At 31.2% G+C, this 15,782-nt stretch carries 15 protein-coding genes; 14 read left to right on the top strand and 1 reads right to left on the bottom strand.

What is annotated here, in order from left to right:
• Position 1 precedes the first annotated feature (1 nt).
• From ABDH49_06410 to lnt, 12 genes are read left to right on the top strand one after another with little or no spacing between them, the layout of a single operon-like run.
• Entirely contained in the window at positions 2–622 is a 621-nt protein-coding gene (locus ABDH49_06410; GenBank protein MEN3046595.1) for a ribonuclease HII, read from the top strand.
• The gene (gene tpiA, locus ABDH49_06405) at positions 619–1,380 is read left to right on the top strand and encodes a triose-phosphate isomerase (GenBank protein ID MEN3046594.1); all 762 of its coding nucleotides are present in this window, start codon (positions 619–621) and stop codon (positions 1,378–1,380) included. Before ABDH49_06410 ends, tpiA begins: the two co-directional genes overlap by 4 nt.
• The gene (secG, locus tag ABDH49_06400; GenBank protein ID MEN3046593.1) at positions 1,380–1,739 is read left to right on the top strand and encodes a preprotein translocase subunit SecG; all 360 of its coding nucleotides are present in this window, start codon (positions 1,380–1,382) and stop codon (positions 1,737–1,739) included. The genes tpiA and secG overlap by 1 nt, the downstream gene beginning before the upstream one ends.
• Positions 1,740–1,780: 41 nt before the next feature.
• On the top strand, positions 1,781–2,095 hold the full coding sequence (locus ABDH49_06395) for an MTH1187 family thiamine-binding protein (GenBank protein ID MEN3046592.1): 315 nt from the start codon (positions 1,781–1,783) through the stop codon (positions 2,093–2,095).
• 30 nt (positions 2,096–2,125) lie between these two features.
• Complete coding sequence (locus tag ABDH49_06390; protein MEN3046591.1) at positions 2,126–3,334, top strand: pyridoxal phosphate-dependent aminotransferase; 1,209 nt, start codon at positions 2,126–2,128, stop codon at positions 3,332–3,334.
• A complete protein-coding gene (locus ABDH49_06385; protein MEN3046590.1) occupies positions 3,321–4,469 on the top strand; it encodes a glycosyltransferase family 4 protein in 1,149 nt (382 codons plus the stop codon). The genes ABDH49_06390 and ABDH49_06385 overlap by 14 nt, the downstream gene beginning before the upstream one ends.
• The gene (locus ABDH49_06380; GenBank protein MEN3046589.1) at positions 4,459–5,724 is read left to right on the top strand and encodes an MFS transporter; all 1,266 of its coding nucleotides are present in this window, start codon (positions 4,459–4,461) and stop codon (positions 5,722–5,724) included. Before ABDH49_06385 ends, ABDH49_06380 begins: the two co-directional genes overlap by 11 nt.
• A complete protein-coding gene (gene topA / locus ABDH49_06375; protein ID MEN3046588.1) occupies positions 5,721–7,766 on the top strand; it encodes a type I DNA topoisomerase in 2,046 nt (681 codons plus the stop codon). The genes ABDH49_06380 and topA overlap by 4 nt, the downstream gene beginning before the upstream one ends.
• Before the next feature lie 39 nt (positions 7,767–7,805).
• Complete coding sequence (locus tag ABDH49_06370) at positions 7,806–8,837, top strand: radical SAM protein (protein MEN3046587.1); 1,032 nt, start codon at positions 7,806–7,808, stop codon at positions 8,835–8,837.
• Between the two features lie 33 nt (positions 8,838–8,870).
• Positions 8,871–10,877, top strand: a complete 2,007-nt coding sequence (locus tag ABDH49_06365; GenBank protein ID MEN3046586.1) for a methyl-accepting chemotaxis protein — start codon at positions 8,871–8,873, stop codon at positions 10,875–10,877.
• The gene (locus ABDH49_06360) at positions 10,864–11,844 is read left to right on the top strand and encodes a Gfo/Idh/MocA family oxidoreductase (protein ID MEN3046585.1); all 981 of its coding nucleotides are present in this window, start codon (positions 10,864–10,866) and stop codon (positions 11,842–11,844) included. The genes ABDH49_06365 and ABDH49_06360 overlap by 14 nt, the downstream gene beginning before the upstream one ends.
• Positions 11,825–13,312, top strand: coding sequence for an apolipoprotein N-acyltransferase (gene lnt, locus ABDH49_06355; GenBank protein MEN3046584.1), 1,488 nt, complete (start codon positions 11,825–11,827; stop codon positions 13,310–13,312). The genes ABDH49_06360 and lnt overlap by 20 nt, the downstream gene beginning before the upstream one ends.
• Here lnt and ABDH49_06350 read toward each other — a convergent pair.
• On the bottom strand, positions 13,245–14,246 hold the full coding sequence (locus ABDH49_06350; protein ID MEN3046583.1) for a glycosyltransferase family 9 protein: 1,002 nt from the start codon (positions 14,244–14,246) through the stop codon (positions 13,245–13,247). The genes lnt and ABDH49_06350 overlap by 68 nt on opposite strands.
• Before the next feature lie 40 nt (positions 14,247–14,286).
• Between ABDH49_06350 and ABDH49_06345 the strand changes: the two genes are divergently transcribed.
• The gene (locus ABDH49_06345) at positions 14,287–15,249 is read left to right on the top strand and encodes an NAD-dependent epimerase/dehydratase family protein (protein ID MEN3046582.1); all 963 of its coding nucleotides are present in this window, start codon (positions 14,287–14,289) and stop codon (positions 15,247–15,249) included.
• Positions 15,236–15,782, top strand: a 547-nt coding sequence (locus ABDH49_06340) for a glycosyltransferase family 2 protein (protein ID MEN3046581.1), incomplete at its 3' end; no start/stop codon positions are given. The genes ABDH49_06345 and ABDH49_06340, both read left to right, overlap by 14 nt.

Here is a 15,782-nt window from a genome sequence, read left to right as displayed (position 1 = left end):
TTTGGAAAATGTTTATAAGTTTTTAGAAAAAGCCGAAATAAACGCAAAAAGACCAGTGGGAGTTGATGAGGTAGGTAGGGGCTCCATTGCAGGTCCTATAGTTGCCTGTGCCCTATATATACCAAAGGGTGTAAATATTTCATTTGTTAAGGACTCAAAACTTTTAACACCTGAAAATAGAGAAAAAATTCTTGAAAGACTATTAGAAAAGAATATCAAATTCGGAATAGCCTTTGTTTTTCCAGAAGAGATAGATAGTCTAGGGATTCAAGAAGCTAACTATACTGTAATAAAAAGGGCTATCAAAAATTTATCTATAAAACCTGATTTAGTTCTTGTAGATGGTTTTAAAGTTAAGAACTTAAAAATTAGACAGTTGCCAATTGTAAAGGGAGATAGAAAGATAGACGTAATAGCTGGAGCAAGTATAATAGCTAAAGTAACAAGGGATAGATGGATGGAAGCAATAAGCAATATGTATCCTGAGTATAGATTTGACATAAATAAAGGCTATTACTCAGATTTTCATATTGAAATGATAAAAAAGAACGGAATTTCACCTTTACATAGAAAAACCTTCGAACCGATAAAATCTCTTTTAAAAGGAGGGCAAATTTTATGAAAAAGTTTTTATTTGCTAACTGGAAGATGAATTTGCTTAAAAAAGATATAATAGAGTGGAAAAGAAAGTTTTTTAAAATCTATAAGGAGATAGAAAAGAATAAGGAAAATGTTGAAATTAAAATCTTTGTGCCCTTTACTCATATTTTCTATGCAAAGAAATTATTTTCGGGAACTGAAATTGAAATTGGTGCTCAAGATATGTTTTACAAAGAAAAGGGAGCCTACACAGGAGCAGTTTCTCCACTTCATCTAAAGGATTTGGGAGTGAAATCTGTAATTATAGGACATTCAGAAAGAAGAAGAATCTTTAAGGAGGATGAAGAAATTATTCAAAAAAAACTAAAAAAAGCCTTAGAACTTGACTTTGATGTTGTTTTCTGTATCGGAGAGACACTTGAAGAGAGGGAAAGAGGCGAAACTGAAAGGGTTATTGAAAATCAAATTTTAAGTGGCTTTAAGGATATTGATAAACAAAAGCTAAACAAAATAAAAATAGCTTACGAACCAGTATGGGCAATCGGAACTGGAAAAGTTGCAACAAGTGAGCAAGCTCTCTCTGCTCACAGGTTTATCATTAACTTAGTTAAAGAAAAATTTGATTATGAAATAAAAGTCCTTTATGGAGGAAGTATCTCACCTGAGAATTTTGACTCTCTTGTTTGTTTTGAGGAGATTTCAGGTGGTCTTGTAGGAGGAGCCTCCTTAAGTGGTGATATCTTTGCAAGACTTGTTAATATAGCCCTAAAATATACATAATGATAGGCTTTTTAATTTTTTTACATATTCTTTTGGTAATAATTCTCATAGCTGTTATACTTGTGCAGCAACCAAGGGGAAGGGGTATTGGTGCCTTTTTGGGCGGAAGTGCTCAAGATTTTCTTGGAGTAAGGGGTGCTCCCACTTTTTTTCAAAAATTAACATGGGGGCTTGGAGCTTTTATTGGACTTCTTGCAATATTAATAGCTTTACTATCTAAGGCAAGCTATCCAGAAAAAAGAGAAATTTTAGATCGGGGCAACGTCTTTGAGTTAGTTCCTCTTTTTTCAGAGGAAACCCCTAAAGAAGAAGTTTCCCCCCTTTTACCTATAGAAGAAAAGAAAGAAGAGAAAAAGTAAGTTATTTTACTAAGTTAATCTTTTAGGATTATAATCTTTATATGAAAAAAATAATTGCGGCTGTAAGTATTACCCCAATTGGTACTGGGTCAACTTCCTTATCTGAGTTTGTTGCGAAAGCTATAAAAGTTCTTGAAAAATACACTGATATAGAACATACGACTGATCCTATGTTTACTATCCTCTATGGAGATAAACATAGAGTTTTTGAGGCAATAATTGAGATGCAAGAGGAAATGTTTAAAATGGGAGCAAAGAGAGTTTCAACTATTATCAAAATTGATGAAAGAAGGGATAAAGAAGTTAAACCAACTGATAAAATTGAGTCACTTAAAAAGCATTTAAAATCTTTATAATGGTTCAATTCCTGCGCCCTTTAAATTATTATGATGAGAATATCAAGGAGAGTTCGATTAGCTCAATATTCTCCCATAAGAAAATTCTATCCATATGCAATTGAGGCAAAAAAAAGAGGAATTGAAGTTTTTCATTTAAACATTGGTGAACCCGATATAAAAGCTCCTGAAACCTTCTTTAAGGCAATAAGGGAGTTTGACAAAGAAGTAATTGGTTACGGGCCCTCAGATGGTATACCTGAACTTAAAGAAGCCTGGTATAACTATTACAGAAGAAGAGGCTATAATATCTCTCCTGAGGATGTGATGATAACAATTGCTGGTAGTGAAGCTCTAATATTTTCTTTTTTTAGTGTTGCTGATGAAGGAAAAGAAATAATTGTTTTTGAACCCTTTTATACAAATTACAATACCTTTGCAAGAATTGCAGGTGTTAAACTTGTTCCAATACCTACTTCCATAAAGGATAACTTTAAACTACCATCAGAAAAAGAAATTAAAAAATACATAAATTCAAGAACAAGAGCTATTGTTTACGCAAATCCTAACAACCCTACTGGTAAAGTATATTCAAAAGAAGAAATAGAAATGCTTATAAGACTTGCTAAGAGATATAAACTATTTATAATAGCCGATGAAGTTTATAGAGAATTTGTATATCATGGTAATAAACATTACTCCATTTTGGAATTTGAAGAAGCAGCTGATTTTGGAATTGTAGCTGATTCAGTATCAAAGAGATACTCACTCTGTGGTGCGAGAATTGGGTGTATTGTGACAAGAAACAAAGTTTTAAGAGAAAATATTTTGAAACTTTTGCAAGCAAGACTTTCAGCTCCTATTATTGAACAGTACGCTTGTACCGAAGTCATAAATAAGGAAGATAAATTTATTGAAGAGGCAAAGAAAGAATATGAGAGAAGAATAGAAAAGGCTATGAAAATCCTTTTAAATTCAGATCTTATCTTCACCTTCGAGCCACAGGGAGCCTTTTATACTATGGTTGACCTAAAAGGTATAAACAGTGACAAGTTCACATGTTTTCTTTTAAATGAATTCGAGATTGATAAGAAAACAACTATGGTAGCTCCAGGAAATGGCTTCTATGTTACAAAAGGCAAAGGCGAAACAGAGGTAAGAATAGCCTTTGTTTTAAACTCCTCTAAGTTGGAACTCGCATTAAATATTTTCTTAGAGGGGATAAAAAAGTTTAGAGAAATAAATAATGAAAAAACTTAAGATTCTAATTGCTTCTGATATTTATTACCCATACCTTGGAGGTATATCCGAACATATATACCATTTAAGAAAAGAACTTGAAAAAAGGGGACATGAGGTTTACATACTGACAAGTGGATATAGTAAAGAAAAATTTCCTGATTACAAAGATGAGGAAAATGTAATAAGGATAGGAAGATCTATTCCTATATTTTTCAATAAATCAGTTGGTAGAATAACTATCACAGCTAGGGGGATCAAAAAAATAAAAGATTTAATTGTTAATGGAAATTTTGATATTATTCACACTCACGGACCAATTGCACCATTTATGCCCTACTACTCACTAAAGTATTCAAACACTCATAATTTTTCCACGTTTCATGCAACACATGATCCCTTAAAGTTATACGAGATATTTAAGGGATATTTAATTAAAGTTTTTGAGAAAATTCATGGTAAAATAGCTGTTTCCCCTACCGCAAGAGATTCAATTAAAAGACACTTTGGGGGCGACTATAGAATAATTCCTAATGGAGTCGATGTCAATAGATTCAATCCATCAAAAAAAGGTTATAACCTATTGCCCAAAAATAAAAAGATTGTACTTTTTGTAGGTAGATTTGAAAAAAGAAAAGGTTTTAAATATTTAAGAAAGGCTTTCCGTAAAGTAATTAAAGAAGTTAAGGATGCCCATCTTGTTGCTGTTGGCACAGGTCCGCTCCTTGGTATAGAAAAACAAAAATCTAAAATTTATTTAAAGGATAACGTTACTTTTTTAGGAAGAGTATCCTTTGAAGAACTGCCAAAAATTTATGCAAGCTCTCATGTTTTTTGTTCCCCAGCTATAGGATACGAGTCTTTTGGTATAGTTCTCCTTGAAGCAATGGCCTCATCAGTCCCTATAGTTGCCTCAGATATAGAAGGCTATAGGTTTGTAGTTGAAGACGGTAAAGAAGGTTTCCTAACTAAACCTGAAGATCCAGAAATGTTAGCCGATAAAATTATTTATCTTTTAAAAAACGAAGATTTAAGGGTAAAAATGGGAGAAAACGGAAGAAAAAAGGCAGTGGAAAAATTTTCATGGGATAAAATCGTTGACGAAATCGAATCTTACTATTTTGAAGTTAAGGAGAAAGTAAAAATTGAAAAATAAAGGTATAGTAGGAGTTATAAAAAATAGAAACTTTTTCCTATATTCTCTTGCCCAAACTATATCTCTTATCGGAGATAAACTGGATCATATTTCTTTAATAGCTCTTTTAAAAGCTAAGGCCTTCGGACATTCGGTTGCCTTTTCTCATCTTGCATTTTTCTTCACAATACCAGGTGTAATATTTGGTCCAATTGCAGGAATAATAGCTGACAGAGTAAATAGAAAGATGATCCTTGTGTTAGGTGATTTTCTAAGAGGCCTTTTAGTCTTTATGATTCCCCTTGCAGTTTTATCCTTCGGACACATATTTCCAATGTATATTATCGTCTTCTTTGTTTTTCTAATAGGTGTTCTTTACAACGCGACAAAAATGGCAATTATACCCAGTTTGCTTAAATCTAAAGATGAGATTTTGGCAGCCAATTCAGTTGCAACTTTAACAGGAAGACTTGCTACAGTTATTGGGCTTTTTGCTGGAGGACTGATTGTTGACTGGGAGATATGGAAAAACTTTGGTATAGAAGGCTGGCAAGCTGGTTTTTACATAGATGCTCTTACCTTTTTAATTTCAGGTTTACTCTTAGCTTTTCTGGTAATACCTGATGAAAGAAAATTAAAAGGGGAAGATCTTAAAAGACTTATAATTGAAGAGGAAAAAAATTACTTTCAAAGAGCAATAGCTGATCTAAAAGAAGCCCTAGTTTTAATTTTAAAAGATAAAAATGTTTCTTTTGTGCTTTTTTCCCTCTTTTTCTTAGTTTTCATCGGTGCTAACGTATATGTATTAATCGTAATCCTGGTTCAGCAATTTCTCGGATACGGAACTACAGGTATTGGAAAACTTGGAGCGTTGACAGCTCTTGGCATGGTTTCAGGTGCTTTTTTATTAGGCTCCTTTGGCGATAAATTAGATAGAAAAGCTGTTATTAAATACTCTTTTTTGATACTTTCTTTTTTACTCATCTTCTTTTCTTTTTTAAAAAGATTTTTATATATCGGAATCTTTTCTTTTCTCGGTGGATTCATACTCTCATCAGTAACAATCTTTCAAGATACAATCCTTCATGAAAATGTGCCAAAAGGGCTAAGAGGAAGAATATTTGCAAGCAAGGAGCTACTTGTAAATAGCTTATTCCTTATCTTATCTTATATTTTCGGAATACTTGCAGAATATATTTATCCTGCCAAAATAATATTTGTTAATGGTCTTATTTTACTTTTGATGACTATATTTTTTCTTTTAGTAACTAAATGAAGGGTAAAAAAGTTCTTATTGTGGAGTCTCCCTCAAAGGCAAAAACCATAGAAAAATACTTAAAGGGCGAATTTAAGGTTCTTGCGTCATATGGTCACATCAAAGACTTGCCAGAAGATGAATTTGGAGTTAACATAGAAAACGGTTTTGAACCCCATTTTGTAATCATAGAGGAAAAAAGAAAAATAATTGAAAAACTTAAGGAAGAAACGAAGGATGCTGAAAAGGTATTTTTAGGTTGTGATCCTGATAGAGAGGGTGAAGCTATATGTTTCCACATCAAAGAGGAGGTAAAAAGGGATGATGCTAAAAGAGTTTTATTCTACGAAATAACAGAGGAGGAGATAAAAAAGGCAATTGAAAATCCTACTGAAATAAGTTTAAACAAGGTTGAATCACAGTTTTCACGAAGAATCCTCGATAGAATAGTTGGATATAAAGTTTCACCAATTCTATGGAAGTTAATAAAAGGAGGACTTTCAGCCGGAAGGGTTCAAACTGTTGCATTGAGAATTATAGTAGAAAGGGAAAGGGAAATAGAAAATTTTGTACCTCAGAAATACTTCACAATAGTAGTTACCTTCGCAAAAGATGGAAAGGAATTTAAGGGCGAAATTAAAAAATATAAGGGTGAAGATGTAAGTAAAATAAAAGAAATAGCTCTTGCAGAGGAAATAAAGGAAAAAATTCTTAATTCTTTAATTAGAGTTTTAGAAATAAAGACAAAAATTAAGGAAAAAACACCGCCTGAACCCTTTAAAACAAGTACGTTGCAAGAGTCAGCTTCTAAGATACTTTCTTTTTCCCCAGGAAAAACCATGAAAATTGCTCAAACGCTCTTTGAAGGTTTAGAAACACCTGAGGGAAGAATGGGGCTTATAACCTATCATAGAACAGATTCTGTAAGGATAAGTGAAAAAGTAATTCCAGAGATTAAACAAAAGATAAAGGAGCTCTTTGGAGAAGAGTACGTGAGGAAAAAAGAGAGAAAATTTAAGGAAAGTAAGAGGATTCAGGGTGCTCACGAATGTATAAGACCAACAAAAATAAGTTTTTTACCTGAAAATCTTAGAGATTATTTAAAGGAAGATGAATTTAAACTTTATGAGTTGATTTATCTTAGAACACTTGCGGCTTTTTCTGAAAACGCTAAATTTGAAGATAAAAAAATAATATTCGGAAATGAGGAGATAGAGGGGGAGATTAAAGGTAAAAAAGTTATTTTTGACGGATTTATGAGAATTCTCAGAAAAGAGGCGGATGAGATTGAACTTCCTGATATCTTAGAAAATGAGGTACTTTCTATAAAAGATGTAGAAATAGTTGAAAAGCAAACACAGCCACCTCCAAGATACACTGAAGCGGATCTTGTTAAAACTCTTGAGAAATTAGGTATTGGAAGACCTTCCACATACGCTCCTATTATTGAGATTTTATATCAGAGAAATTATGTGGAAAAAGTTGGAAAAACACTTTTCCCAACTGAACTAGGTAAAAAAGTTTGTGATATACTTGTATCTGAATTTCCAGAAATTTTCAACGTTGATTTTACAAGGAAAATGGAAGAATACCTTGATGAGATAGAGGAAGGTAACTTAGAAAGAAAGAGATTTTTAGAGTTATTTTGGAGTGAATTCAGTAAATTAATAGACAAAATCGAGACTGATTTTTTAAGCGTAAAAAAAACTCATCTACAACAAGAGACAGAAGAGCTTTGTCCAAGGTGTGGTAGTAAAATTGTTATAAAATGGGGAAGATACGGAAAGTTCTTTTCTTGTTCTAATTTTCCAAAGTGTGAATATAAGAGAGATTTATTTAAAGAGGAGTTTTTGTGTCCAAAATGTAAAAGTGGTTATTTAGTAAAAAGAAAAGGTAAAAAATTTTTTTATGGTTGTTCGAGATATCCAGAATGTGATTTTGCCTCACCATATGAGCCTGAAAAAAAAGCTTGTCCCTATTGTTCATTTTCCTACTCCTTTAAAATCACACAAAAAAGAAAAGTTTTTTATAAATGTCCCTCCTGTGGAAAATTTTTTAGTTAAATTTAAGTGAGAAAAGAAAAAGAAGTTAATTATTGCAAAATGATAGAGCAGGGTTACAAAAGGGGAAGTTGTTTGACCTATTATAAACCTGAAAATCTTTACACACTAAGTTATTTACAGGATGTTGCTTGTAAAGTGACCCTAAAGTGGGAAAATGGTAAACCTTATCGTTTAATAAAATCTATACAGCTTTCTCGTCCTGAAGATTATCTTTCAATTTACCAGTCAGGTTGTAATTTTTCTTGTTTAAAGTGTCATTCCTTTGAATTTACAAAGTATAAAAATGGTAAGTGGATGTCACCTGATGATGTAGTTGAAGTTGTTAAGGATTATGTAAAGATAGTTAATGTTTATGAACCGAAAGAGAGAGCTACAGCCTTTCACTCTGATGATCTCTGCAAAAATTGTGGAATGTGTGTATTAAGTGGAAAGAGGTCTTCCATTTGTCCAGGTAAGTTAGAAAAAGAGCAGGTCCTTTTATCGCCCCAGGGTTTTGGTCCTGCAAGAAATATTGTGGCCTTTACTGGTGGAGATCTTGCCTGTAATCCTGATTGGTACTTACAAACTGCAGAAAAGATAAAAGATTTAAATTTAAATTTATGGGTTTTATTTGAAACAAACGGTTATGGTTTAACACCAAAGAATTTAGATTTATTTAAAGAATATGGAATTGACGCATTTTGGCTTGATATTAAGGCATTTAGTAGTGAAATACACAAAAAGCTTACTGGTTGTGAAAACGATTTAATATTAAGACTTCCAGAAGAAATCTTAAGAAGGGGTTTTACTCTTGAAGTTTTAACTTTATATATACCTGGATGGGTTGAGACTGACGAGATAAAAAAGGTTGCAGAGCACCTTGTAAAGGTAGAGCCAAATATCCCCTTTACTATTTTAGCTTTCTTTGGAGCCTATAAATTAAAAAATCTGAGAAGTCCTACTTTAGATGAAATGCTTGAAGCCTATAAGGTTGTAAAAGAAGTAGGCTTAAAGAATGTAAGACTCGGTAACATAGGTCTTTTTGTTAAAAATGAGGAAGATTTAAACCTTTTAATTAGACTTATGGATTAGAAAACTTAAATATGGTTGTTTTAAAATAAAACTATGATTTCTTTTATTTACCTTTACATTGGGTTTTCGATTTTATTTGTTTTCTTGCATTTTTCTTTTTTAAGTTTAAGGGGGGAGAGTGTTTTTTCTTTACCTATTTTTCTTATTACTTTTATTGTTGTATTTTTATTAAGATTTTTTAGATTTCCGTTAAGGCATTTTTATTTTTTTTCCTTTTGTCCAGCAGTTGCATTGCTTTTTTCTTATATTTCTCCCATTTCGGGGTCAATAGCTTCCTTTTTCGGGGTTTTTCTTTTTGGTCTCTTTGTTCTTAAAGAGAACTTTTTAAATATAACTTATACTTCCCTTTCTTATCTTTTAGGAGCCCTTTTTTTAAGTTTAATAAGATACATAGAAATACCTGTACTAAAGATAAACACGTTTATTTTTTTAGCTTTTTCCCCTATTTTATATCCAGTTTTTTTCTATTTACCTATTTTTGTGAAGAAAAAATTAAATTTAAAAATTCATCTCTATACTTTGGCAAGGGAGATAGGGCTCATATTTTTTTATACAGCTTTAGCTTTTTTGTTATATGAATTCATAAGAGGTAAGAATTTTTTGGGGGTTATTTTAGTTTTGCTGCTTCTTTTTATAAGTGTATTAGTTCTCAAAGATTATCTTAATTTAGATAAACTTTCAATTCTTTACCGTATAGAAGCTCTTGTGAGCCGTGAATTTTCGTTAGAGAGGTTTCTCAGTAAAATGTTTGACCTTTTAAGAGAATATGTTGATTTTGATCATATGAAAATTTTTATAAAAGAGGACGGAAAGATTAGATGTGTTTATGCAGATGAGAAAGAATATTTAGAGAAAACTTTTTCAAAAGATATTTTTGATCTAATTAAAGAGAATGAAAGAATTTATATAAAGAAAGTAGAAGAAAGAAAGGAATTCTTTTCTCCTGATACTTTGTCTGCCTATTTGATTTCGTTTTACAAGGATAAAAAATTACGTGGTTTACTTATTTTTGAGTCAAAAATAGAGAATAATTTTTCGGAGGATGATAGAGAAAGATTTGATATGGTTTCTAAATTAGTAGAAAGAATAATTCGGATTTATCTTTATATACGGGAATTACCTTATTTTTCTGATGAAATTGTGATGAAGTTAAAATCGGTCAATGAAATTTTAAATAAACTTGATTCTCAAATTACAAAATTTAACTTTTCACTTTCTCAATCAGGAGGGTCTTTTAGTAGTATTTCTGAAAAAATAAGAAAAAATTTTGATATCCTTGAAAATTTAACACAGGAATTTGAAAAAGGAAAAGATGAACTTTTACCTTTTGTTTCATTTTTCGAGGGAAGAAGATCTTATATTCAATCTATTTTTTTCTCTTTAAGGAGTTTAGGGGAAAATCTTAATAGTTTAAATGAAGAGTTTAAGAGATTAAAAGAAAATATTCTTTCCTCTATTTCCATTATTGAGAAAATCCATGGTTTTGTTGAATTTATGAAAGACTATGCAAGTAAGACAAGACTTCTTTCACTTAATGCTTCTATTGAGGCTGCAAGATTGGGAGAAGAGGCAAGGGGATTCTCAATTATTGCTGGAGAGATAGGTAATCTTGCCCAGTCTGTAGAAAATGTAATAAGTAGATTAACTCACGAATTTGTTTTATTTAGTGAAGTACTAGAAAAGGCGAAAAATTACATAGGTGAGTATGAGAGTTTACTTCAAAAAGGTCTTGAAAAATTTTTAGAATCTGAGAGTAGGGAAAAAGAAGTTTTCTCGAATACTATTGAACTTTTACATAAACTCGAAAATATACCGATTTTGCTTGAGAGTTCAGTGTTAAGACTTTCAGAGGTTATAAGGTCAATTGGTGAGGAACTGCAGGAGGCTGAAACTGGTGAAAAAGTGCTAAAGGAACTAATAGAAGAGCTTAAAGAAATTAATCTAAATATTAGAAAGATAGAGGGTAGTATAAATGAGTGCAGAGTAATATCGGGCAAAATTAAATTAATTGAGGAGGAGGTGAGAAGTGGAAGAGAGTAAAAGGTTAAATTTTGGAATAATTGGAGTTGGTCATATAGCACAGATAGGCTATATACCCTCAATAAAAAGATTAAAGGATAAAATAAACCTTTATGCCTTATGTGATTTAGACGAGGCAAAACTATATAAGGCAAAAGAAATACATAAGGCAGAAGTAATCTATACTGACTTTGAGGACCTTTTGTCAGATAAAAATGTAGATGCTGTTATAATAACTACTCCTAATCATCTCCATTATCCTATGTCTCTTGCGTCCATAACTTATGGAAAACATACTCTCTGCGAGCTTCCTGTTTCGTTAAAACTTGAGGAAGCACTTGAATTAAAGAGAAAAATCAGCGATACAAACAGGATTTATATGCCAGCTATGAATTACTCTTTTAGACCAGATATAATAAAAATAAAAGAGATTGTGTTTGAGAAGAAAGTTCTTGGAGAGATAATACATACAAAGTTCATAAAAAGAAGAAGAATAGAATTTTCGGGTCCAAACTGGTTACAAGATCCCAACTGTGCTGGTTCAATTTATCATTCAGTTTTAATTCACATCTTTGAAATATACTATTTTTACTTCAAAACAGAACCATTTAATTTTTTGAAGTTTTTCAGAAAAAATGAAAGTACAGGAATTGAATGGGAAGGTACACTTTACTTAGAACTTAAGAATAATTCAAGTGTATCAATAGAAGTTTTGTGGGATCCCTTTATAGATAAAGACAAATTTCAAATTGAAGTATATTGTGAAAAGGGTAATGCCTACCTTACGCCTTTTAAAATTATTCAAAAACATTTTGGTCATCTTATAGATATAACACCTAGGATTACAGAAGAAAAAAGTTTCTATAGACTCTCCTTTGATTTGTTACTAGAGAATTTTGTCAATTCAATAAATAAGATTGAAAGTCCTAGGTTTAAAATTGATGACGCGATAAAAATTCTTGAAATTATTGAGAAAATTAGACATTAAAAATATACTACTTTTCTTACTCTCCCTTTTTTTATTGCTATTTTCCTTTCCCCCTTTTTATATTTTTCCTTTTGCCTTTGTTGCTTTTGTTCCTCTTTTTATACTAATTAAAAATGTAAAAAGAGTTTTTTTGACAGGTTTTATCTTTGGAACGATCTTTTCTTTTTTTCAATTAAACTGGATCTTTAATTTAAGAGAAATAGAAAAGGAAGCTTACTTTTGGATAACAATCGGTGTTTTTTTAATTTTTATTGCTCATGGAATTTATTTCGGTATATTTACTTTTCTCTTGAAAAGGTTTATTAATAAAAATTTTTCTTATATTTTGGTTCCACTTAGTTATACTATTCTTGAGATAATAAGGTCAAAAACAGAGATAGGTTTTCCCTGGATTGTTCTTTTTTTAACTCAAAAGAACAATTTACCTCTCATTCAATTAACAGAATTTTTCGGTCCTTTTTTTCTAACCTTCCTTATCGTGTTAATAAATTTTTTATTCTATAAGGCAGAAAAAAAATATATTCTTATCTCTTTTCTTTTTCTCTTTTTGTCTTTACTCTTTGGTTTTTTTCTTTTAAAAAGAGACTTAGAGCCTATTAGAAAAATTTCAGTTTCAGTCTATCAACCAAACATCCCCCTAGTTTATAGTAGAGATGAGGAATTTTTAATATCAAGAAAGATATATGATTCTCTTGCTATAACTGGTACTTTAATATCTGTATTTCCAGAGTCCTCTATCCCGTCATTTGCTAGATTTGACACTAATGTTATTAAAATAGTAAGGGATTTTGTAAAGAAAACTGGTTCCTATTTAATTTTTGGAAATGCTGATGCTCAACTTGTAAGGAGAAAGTACAGGTTATTTAATACGGCTTTTTTAGCCGATAGGGAAGGAAACCTTATAGATTTTTATCATAAAACTCATCTTACTCCCTTTGGTGAGGCCCTACCCTTTGATGAAACCTTTCCAGTACTTAGGAAACTTGACTTTGGAGAGGGAGACTTTTCTAGGGGTAAGGATTTGAGAATTTTCAAAATCGAGGATTTTTCTGTTTTTGTCCCGATTTGCTTTGAATCAATTTTTACTGAGATTTCAAGAGAGGCTGTTAAAAAGGGAGCAAATTTACTTGTAAATATTACAAGTGACGGGTGGTTTGGAAAATCGCTTGGTCCAAGAGTGCATAGAGATCTTGCAATTTTTAGGGCAGTTGAGACAAGAAGATACCTTGTAAGGTCAGCAAGAAGTGGAATAAGTTGTATAATTGATGAAAAGGGAAGAGTTTTGAAGGAAATTCCACTTTTCAAAAGAGGTGTTTTGGTGTCAGAAGTAAAGATTTTTAATCATAAAACTTTCTATGTAAGGTACGGAAATTTAATCGATATTTTTTACTTTTTAATTTTTATTTTTTTAATAATTCTATTGAGGTTTCGAAAATTTTTTCAGGGTCAAAAAGTGAAAGGCACTTAAAGTCTTTTCTTTTGCAAAGGTTTAGATTTTTTGTCTCACAGGGATGACAATCTATTTCTGGTGTAAAAAACCTATGGTTTTCGTAACCTTTAGGGGTCCAGTTTATTGGGTTTGTATGAGTAAAAAATGTTAAAGTTTTGGTATTTTGTGAAATTGCTATATGTCTTGGCCCTGTGTCTGGTCCTATGTATAACTTAGAATACTTTAAAAGAAATATAAGTTCTCTCAAACTTGGTGAATATAGGTAGTCAGGTTCTCTCTTGCAAAGTTTTCTTATTTTTTCAAATTTTTTTATTCCTTCTTGTGTAAAGATAAAAATAACTTTTATATTTTTTTCTGTTAGTCTATCGTTTAAGTATGAATAAATCTTATCGTTAAAATCTCTTACTTTACCCTTTGCGTAGGGGAAAATTGTTACGTAGTCATATTTGATTATGTCTTTAAATTTTACTTTAAACTTCTCTTCTTCCATTTTGCTCAGATAAGTTTCAGGGAGTGGGTTTTCAGGAATATTTTTTATATTAAGTATTTTCAGAAGTTTTAGTCTGTGTTTTATTGTGTATTCCGGGGTTGCCACAAAAGGAATTTTTAAATTCAAAAAGGGCAGTTTCTTTTGAAAACCTAATCGTAATGGAGGTCTTAAAATTAAAAATAAAAGGAAAGTTCTTGTATTCCCCATCATGTCAATAAAAAGATCACATTTTTTAAACAATAATTCTAAAAGACTTTTCTTGGGTAAAACATAGTCAACAAAAGGGTTATAAAAAAGAATTTCCCTATTTTTAGGCGATGTTATAACAGTTAATTCAGTATCTTTTAAATTTTCTTTAATTATTCTAAAAAGCGGAGTATCAAGAATAAGATCACCTAGACCCTCCCATCTGAAAAAGAAAATTTTTCTTATTGGTTTAAAGGTGTTCGTAAAATGTAACATATTTTAAATTTAAGTTAAAGATTAAGTATAATTCTTAAATTTGAAAGTCATAATAACTGGAGTAGCCGGTTTCATCGGTAGTAACTTGGCCTTAAAAACTCTTGAACTTGGTTATGATATAGTAGGAATCGATAATTTTGATCCTTACTATGATGTTTCCTTAAAAAGAAAGAATCTTGAAAATATTCTTAGCTTTAAAAATTTTAAATTTTATGAGGTTGATATTCTTGATAAGGAAACTATAAGAAAAGTTATTTTAGAGGAGGAGCCAGAGGTAGTGGTGCATCTTGCAGCACGACCCGGCGTGAGAGCCTCAATTTTAGATCCCTTTAAATACATTGAGATTAATATCAAAGGAACTTTAACTTTACTTGAGTGTATAAAGGATAAAAAAATAAAATTAATTTTTTCCTCTTCTTCTTCTGTTTATGGAGACAAGAGAGGAAAATTTTCTGAAAGTGACAAAAATATTGTTCCAGTTTCTCCCTATGGATATTCAAAAAGGGCTGCAGAAATTCTCTGCGAAACCTATAACAAACTATACGGAATAAAAGTTTTAGTACTTAGACTTTTTACAGTTTATGGTCCTTCTCAAAGACCAGATATGGCCATTCACCTATTTACAAAAAAAATACTGAAAGGTGAGGAAATAAGAGTTTTTGGTGAAGGGAAAACAGAAAGGGATTACACCTACATTGACGATATTGTCAAAGGTATAATAAGTGCAATCCAGTTAAAAGATTTTGACTTTGATATAATTAATTTAGGAAACTCTAAACCTGTTTCAATTTTTAAAGTTATTAAGATAATTGAGAGGTTATTAGGTAAAAAGGCAAAGATTGTTTTAGAGCCACTTCCGATGGGTGATGTTAAAAGAACCTATGCTAATATAGAAAAAGCGAAGATGATTTTAAATTATAATCCTGTTACTTCTCTTGAAGATGGTATAGAGAGCTTTTTAAAATGGCACCAGAAAAACTGCAATTGTCATGAAGGAATCTGAGGTTTTTTTATCTATTGTTATACCTGTATTTAATGAAGAAGAAAATCTTGAGCCCCTCTATTCTAAATTGAAAGACTTTTTAGATAGGGAATCTATTGAAAGTTATGAAATAATATTTGTGGATGATGGGAGTAGGGATAATTCGTGGGAGATTATAAAAAAGCTTAAGTTAAAAGATAGTAAGGTTAAGGGAATAAGGTTTATAAGAAATTTTGGACAGACACTTGCGTTATACGCTGGTTTTGAGGAGGCAAATGGAGATGTTGTAATAACGATGGACGCAGATTTACAAAACGATCCTGAAGATATTGAAATTTTATTAAAAGAACTTGAAAAGGGTTATGATGTTATAACTGGTTTTAGAAAGGAAAGGAAAGATCCCTTTTTGACTAAGGTTTTACCCTCAAGAATCGCTAATTTTTTAATATCTCTTATTACCGGTATTAAATTAAAAGATTATGGGTGTACTTTGAGAGCCTACAAAAGATATGTTGTAAAGAATTTAAGGCTTTATGGGGAGATGCATCGTTTTT

Source organism: Candidatus Hydrothermales bacterium (assembly GCA_039630235.1).
GTDB lineage: Bacteria > Hydrothermota > Hydrothermia > Hydrothermales > JAJRUZ01 > JBCNVI01.
Note: the sequence above shows the minus strand (reverse complement) of the source record. Positions and strands in the feature narration are given on the sequence as shown.

Bases quoted from the DNA above. Each gene is read 5' to 3' on its own strand.
- tpiA (MEN3046594.1), top strand. From the start codon at position 619: ATGAAAAAGTTTTTATTTGCTAACTGGAAGATGAATTTGCTTAAAAAA.
- secG (MEN3046593.1), top strand. From the start codon at position 1,380: ATGATAGGCTTTTTAATTTTTTTACATATTCTTTTGGTAATAATTCTC.
- ABDH49_06395 (MEN3046592.1), top strand. From the start codon at position 1,781: ATGAAAAAAATAATTGCGGCTGTAAGTATTACCCCAATTGGTACTGGG.
- ABDH49_06390 (MEN3046591.1), top strand. From the start codon at position 2,126: ATGATGAGAATATCAAGGAGAGTTCGATTAGCTCAATATTCTCCCATA.
- ABDH49_06385 (MEN3046590.1), top strand. From the start codon at position 3,321: ATGAAAAAACTTAAGATTCTAATTGCTTCTGATATTTATTACCCATAC.
- topA (MEN3046588.1), top strand. From the start codon at position 5,721: ATGAAGGGTAAAAAAGTTCTTATTGTGGAGTCTCCCTCAAAGGCAAAA.
- ABDH49_06370 (MEN3046587.1), top strand. From the start codon at position 7,806: ATGATAGAGCAGGGTTACAAAAGGGGAAGTTGTTTGACCTATTATAAA.
- ABDH49_06365 (MEN3046586.1), top strand. From the start codon at position 8,871: ATGATTTCTTTTATTTACCTTTACATTGGGTTTTCGATTTTATTTGTT.
- ABDH49_06350 (MEN3046583.1), bottom strand. From the start codon at position 14,246: ATGTTACATTTTACGAACACCTTTAAACCAATAAGAAAAATTTTCTTT.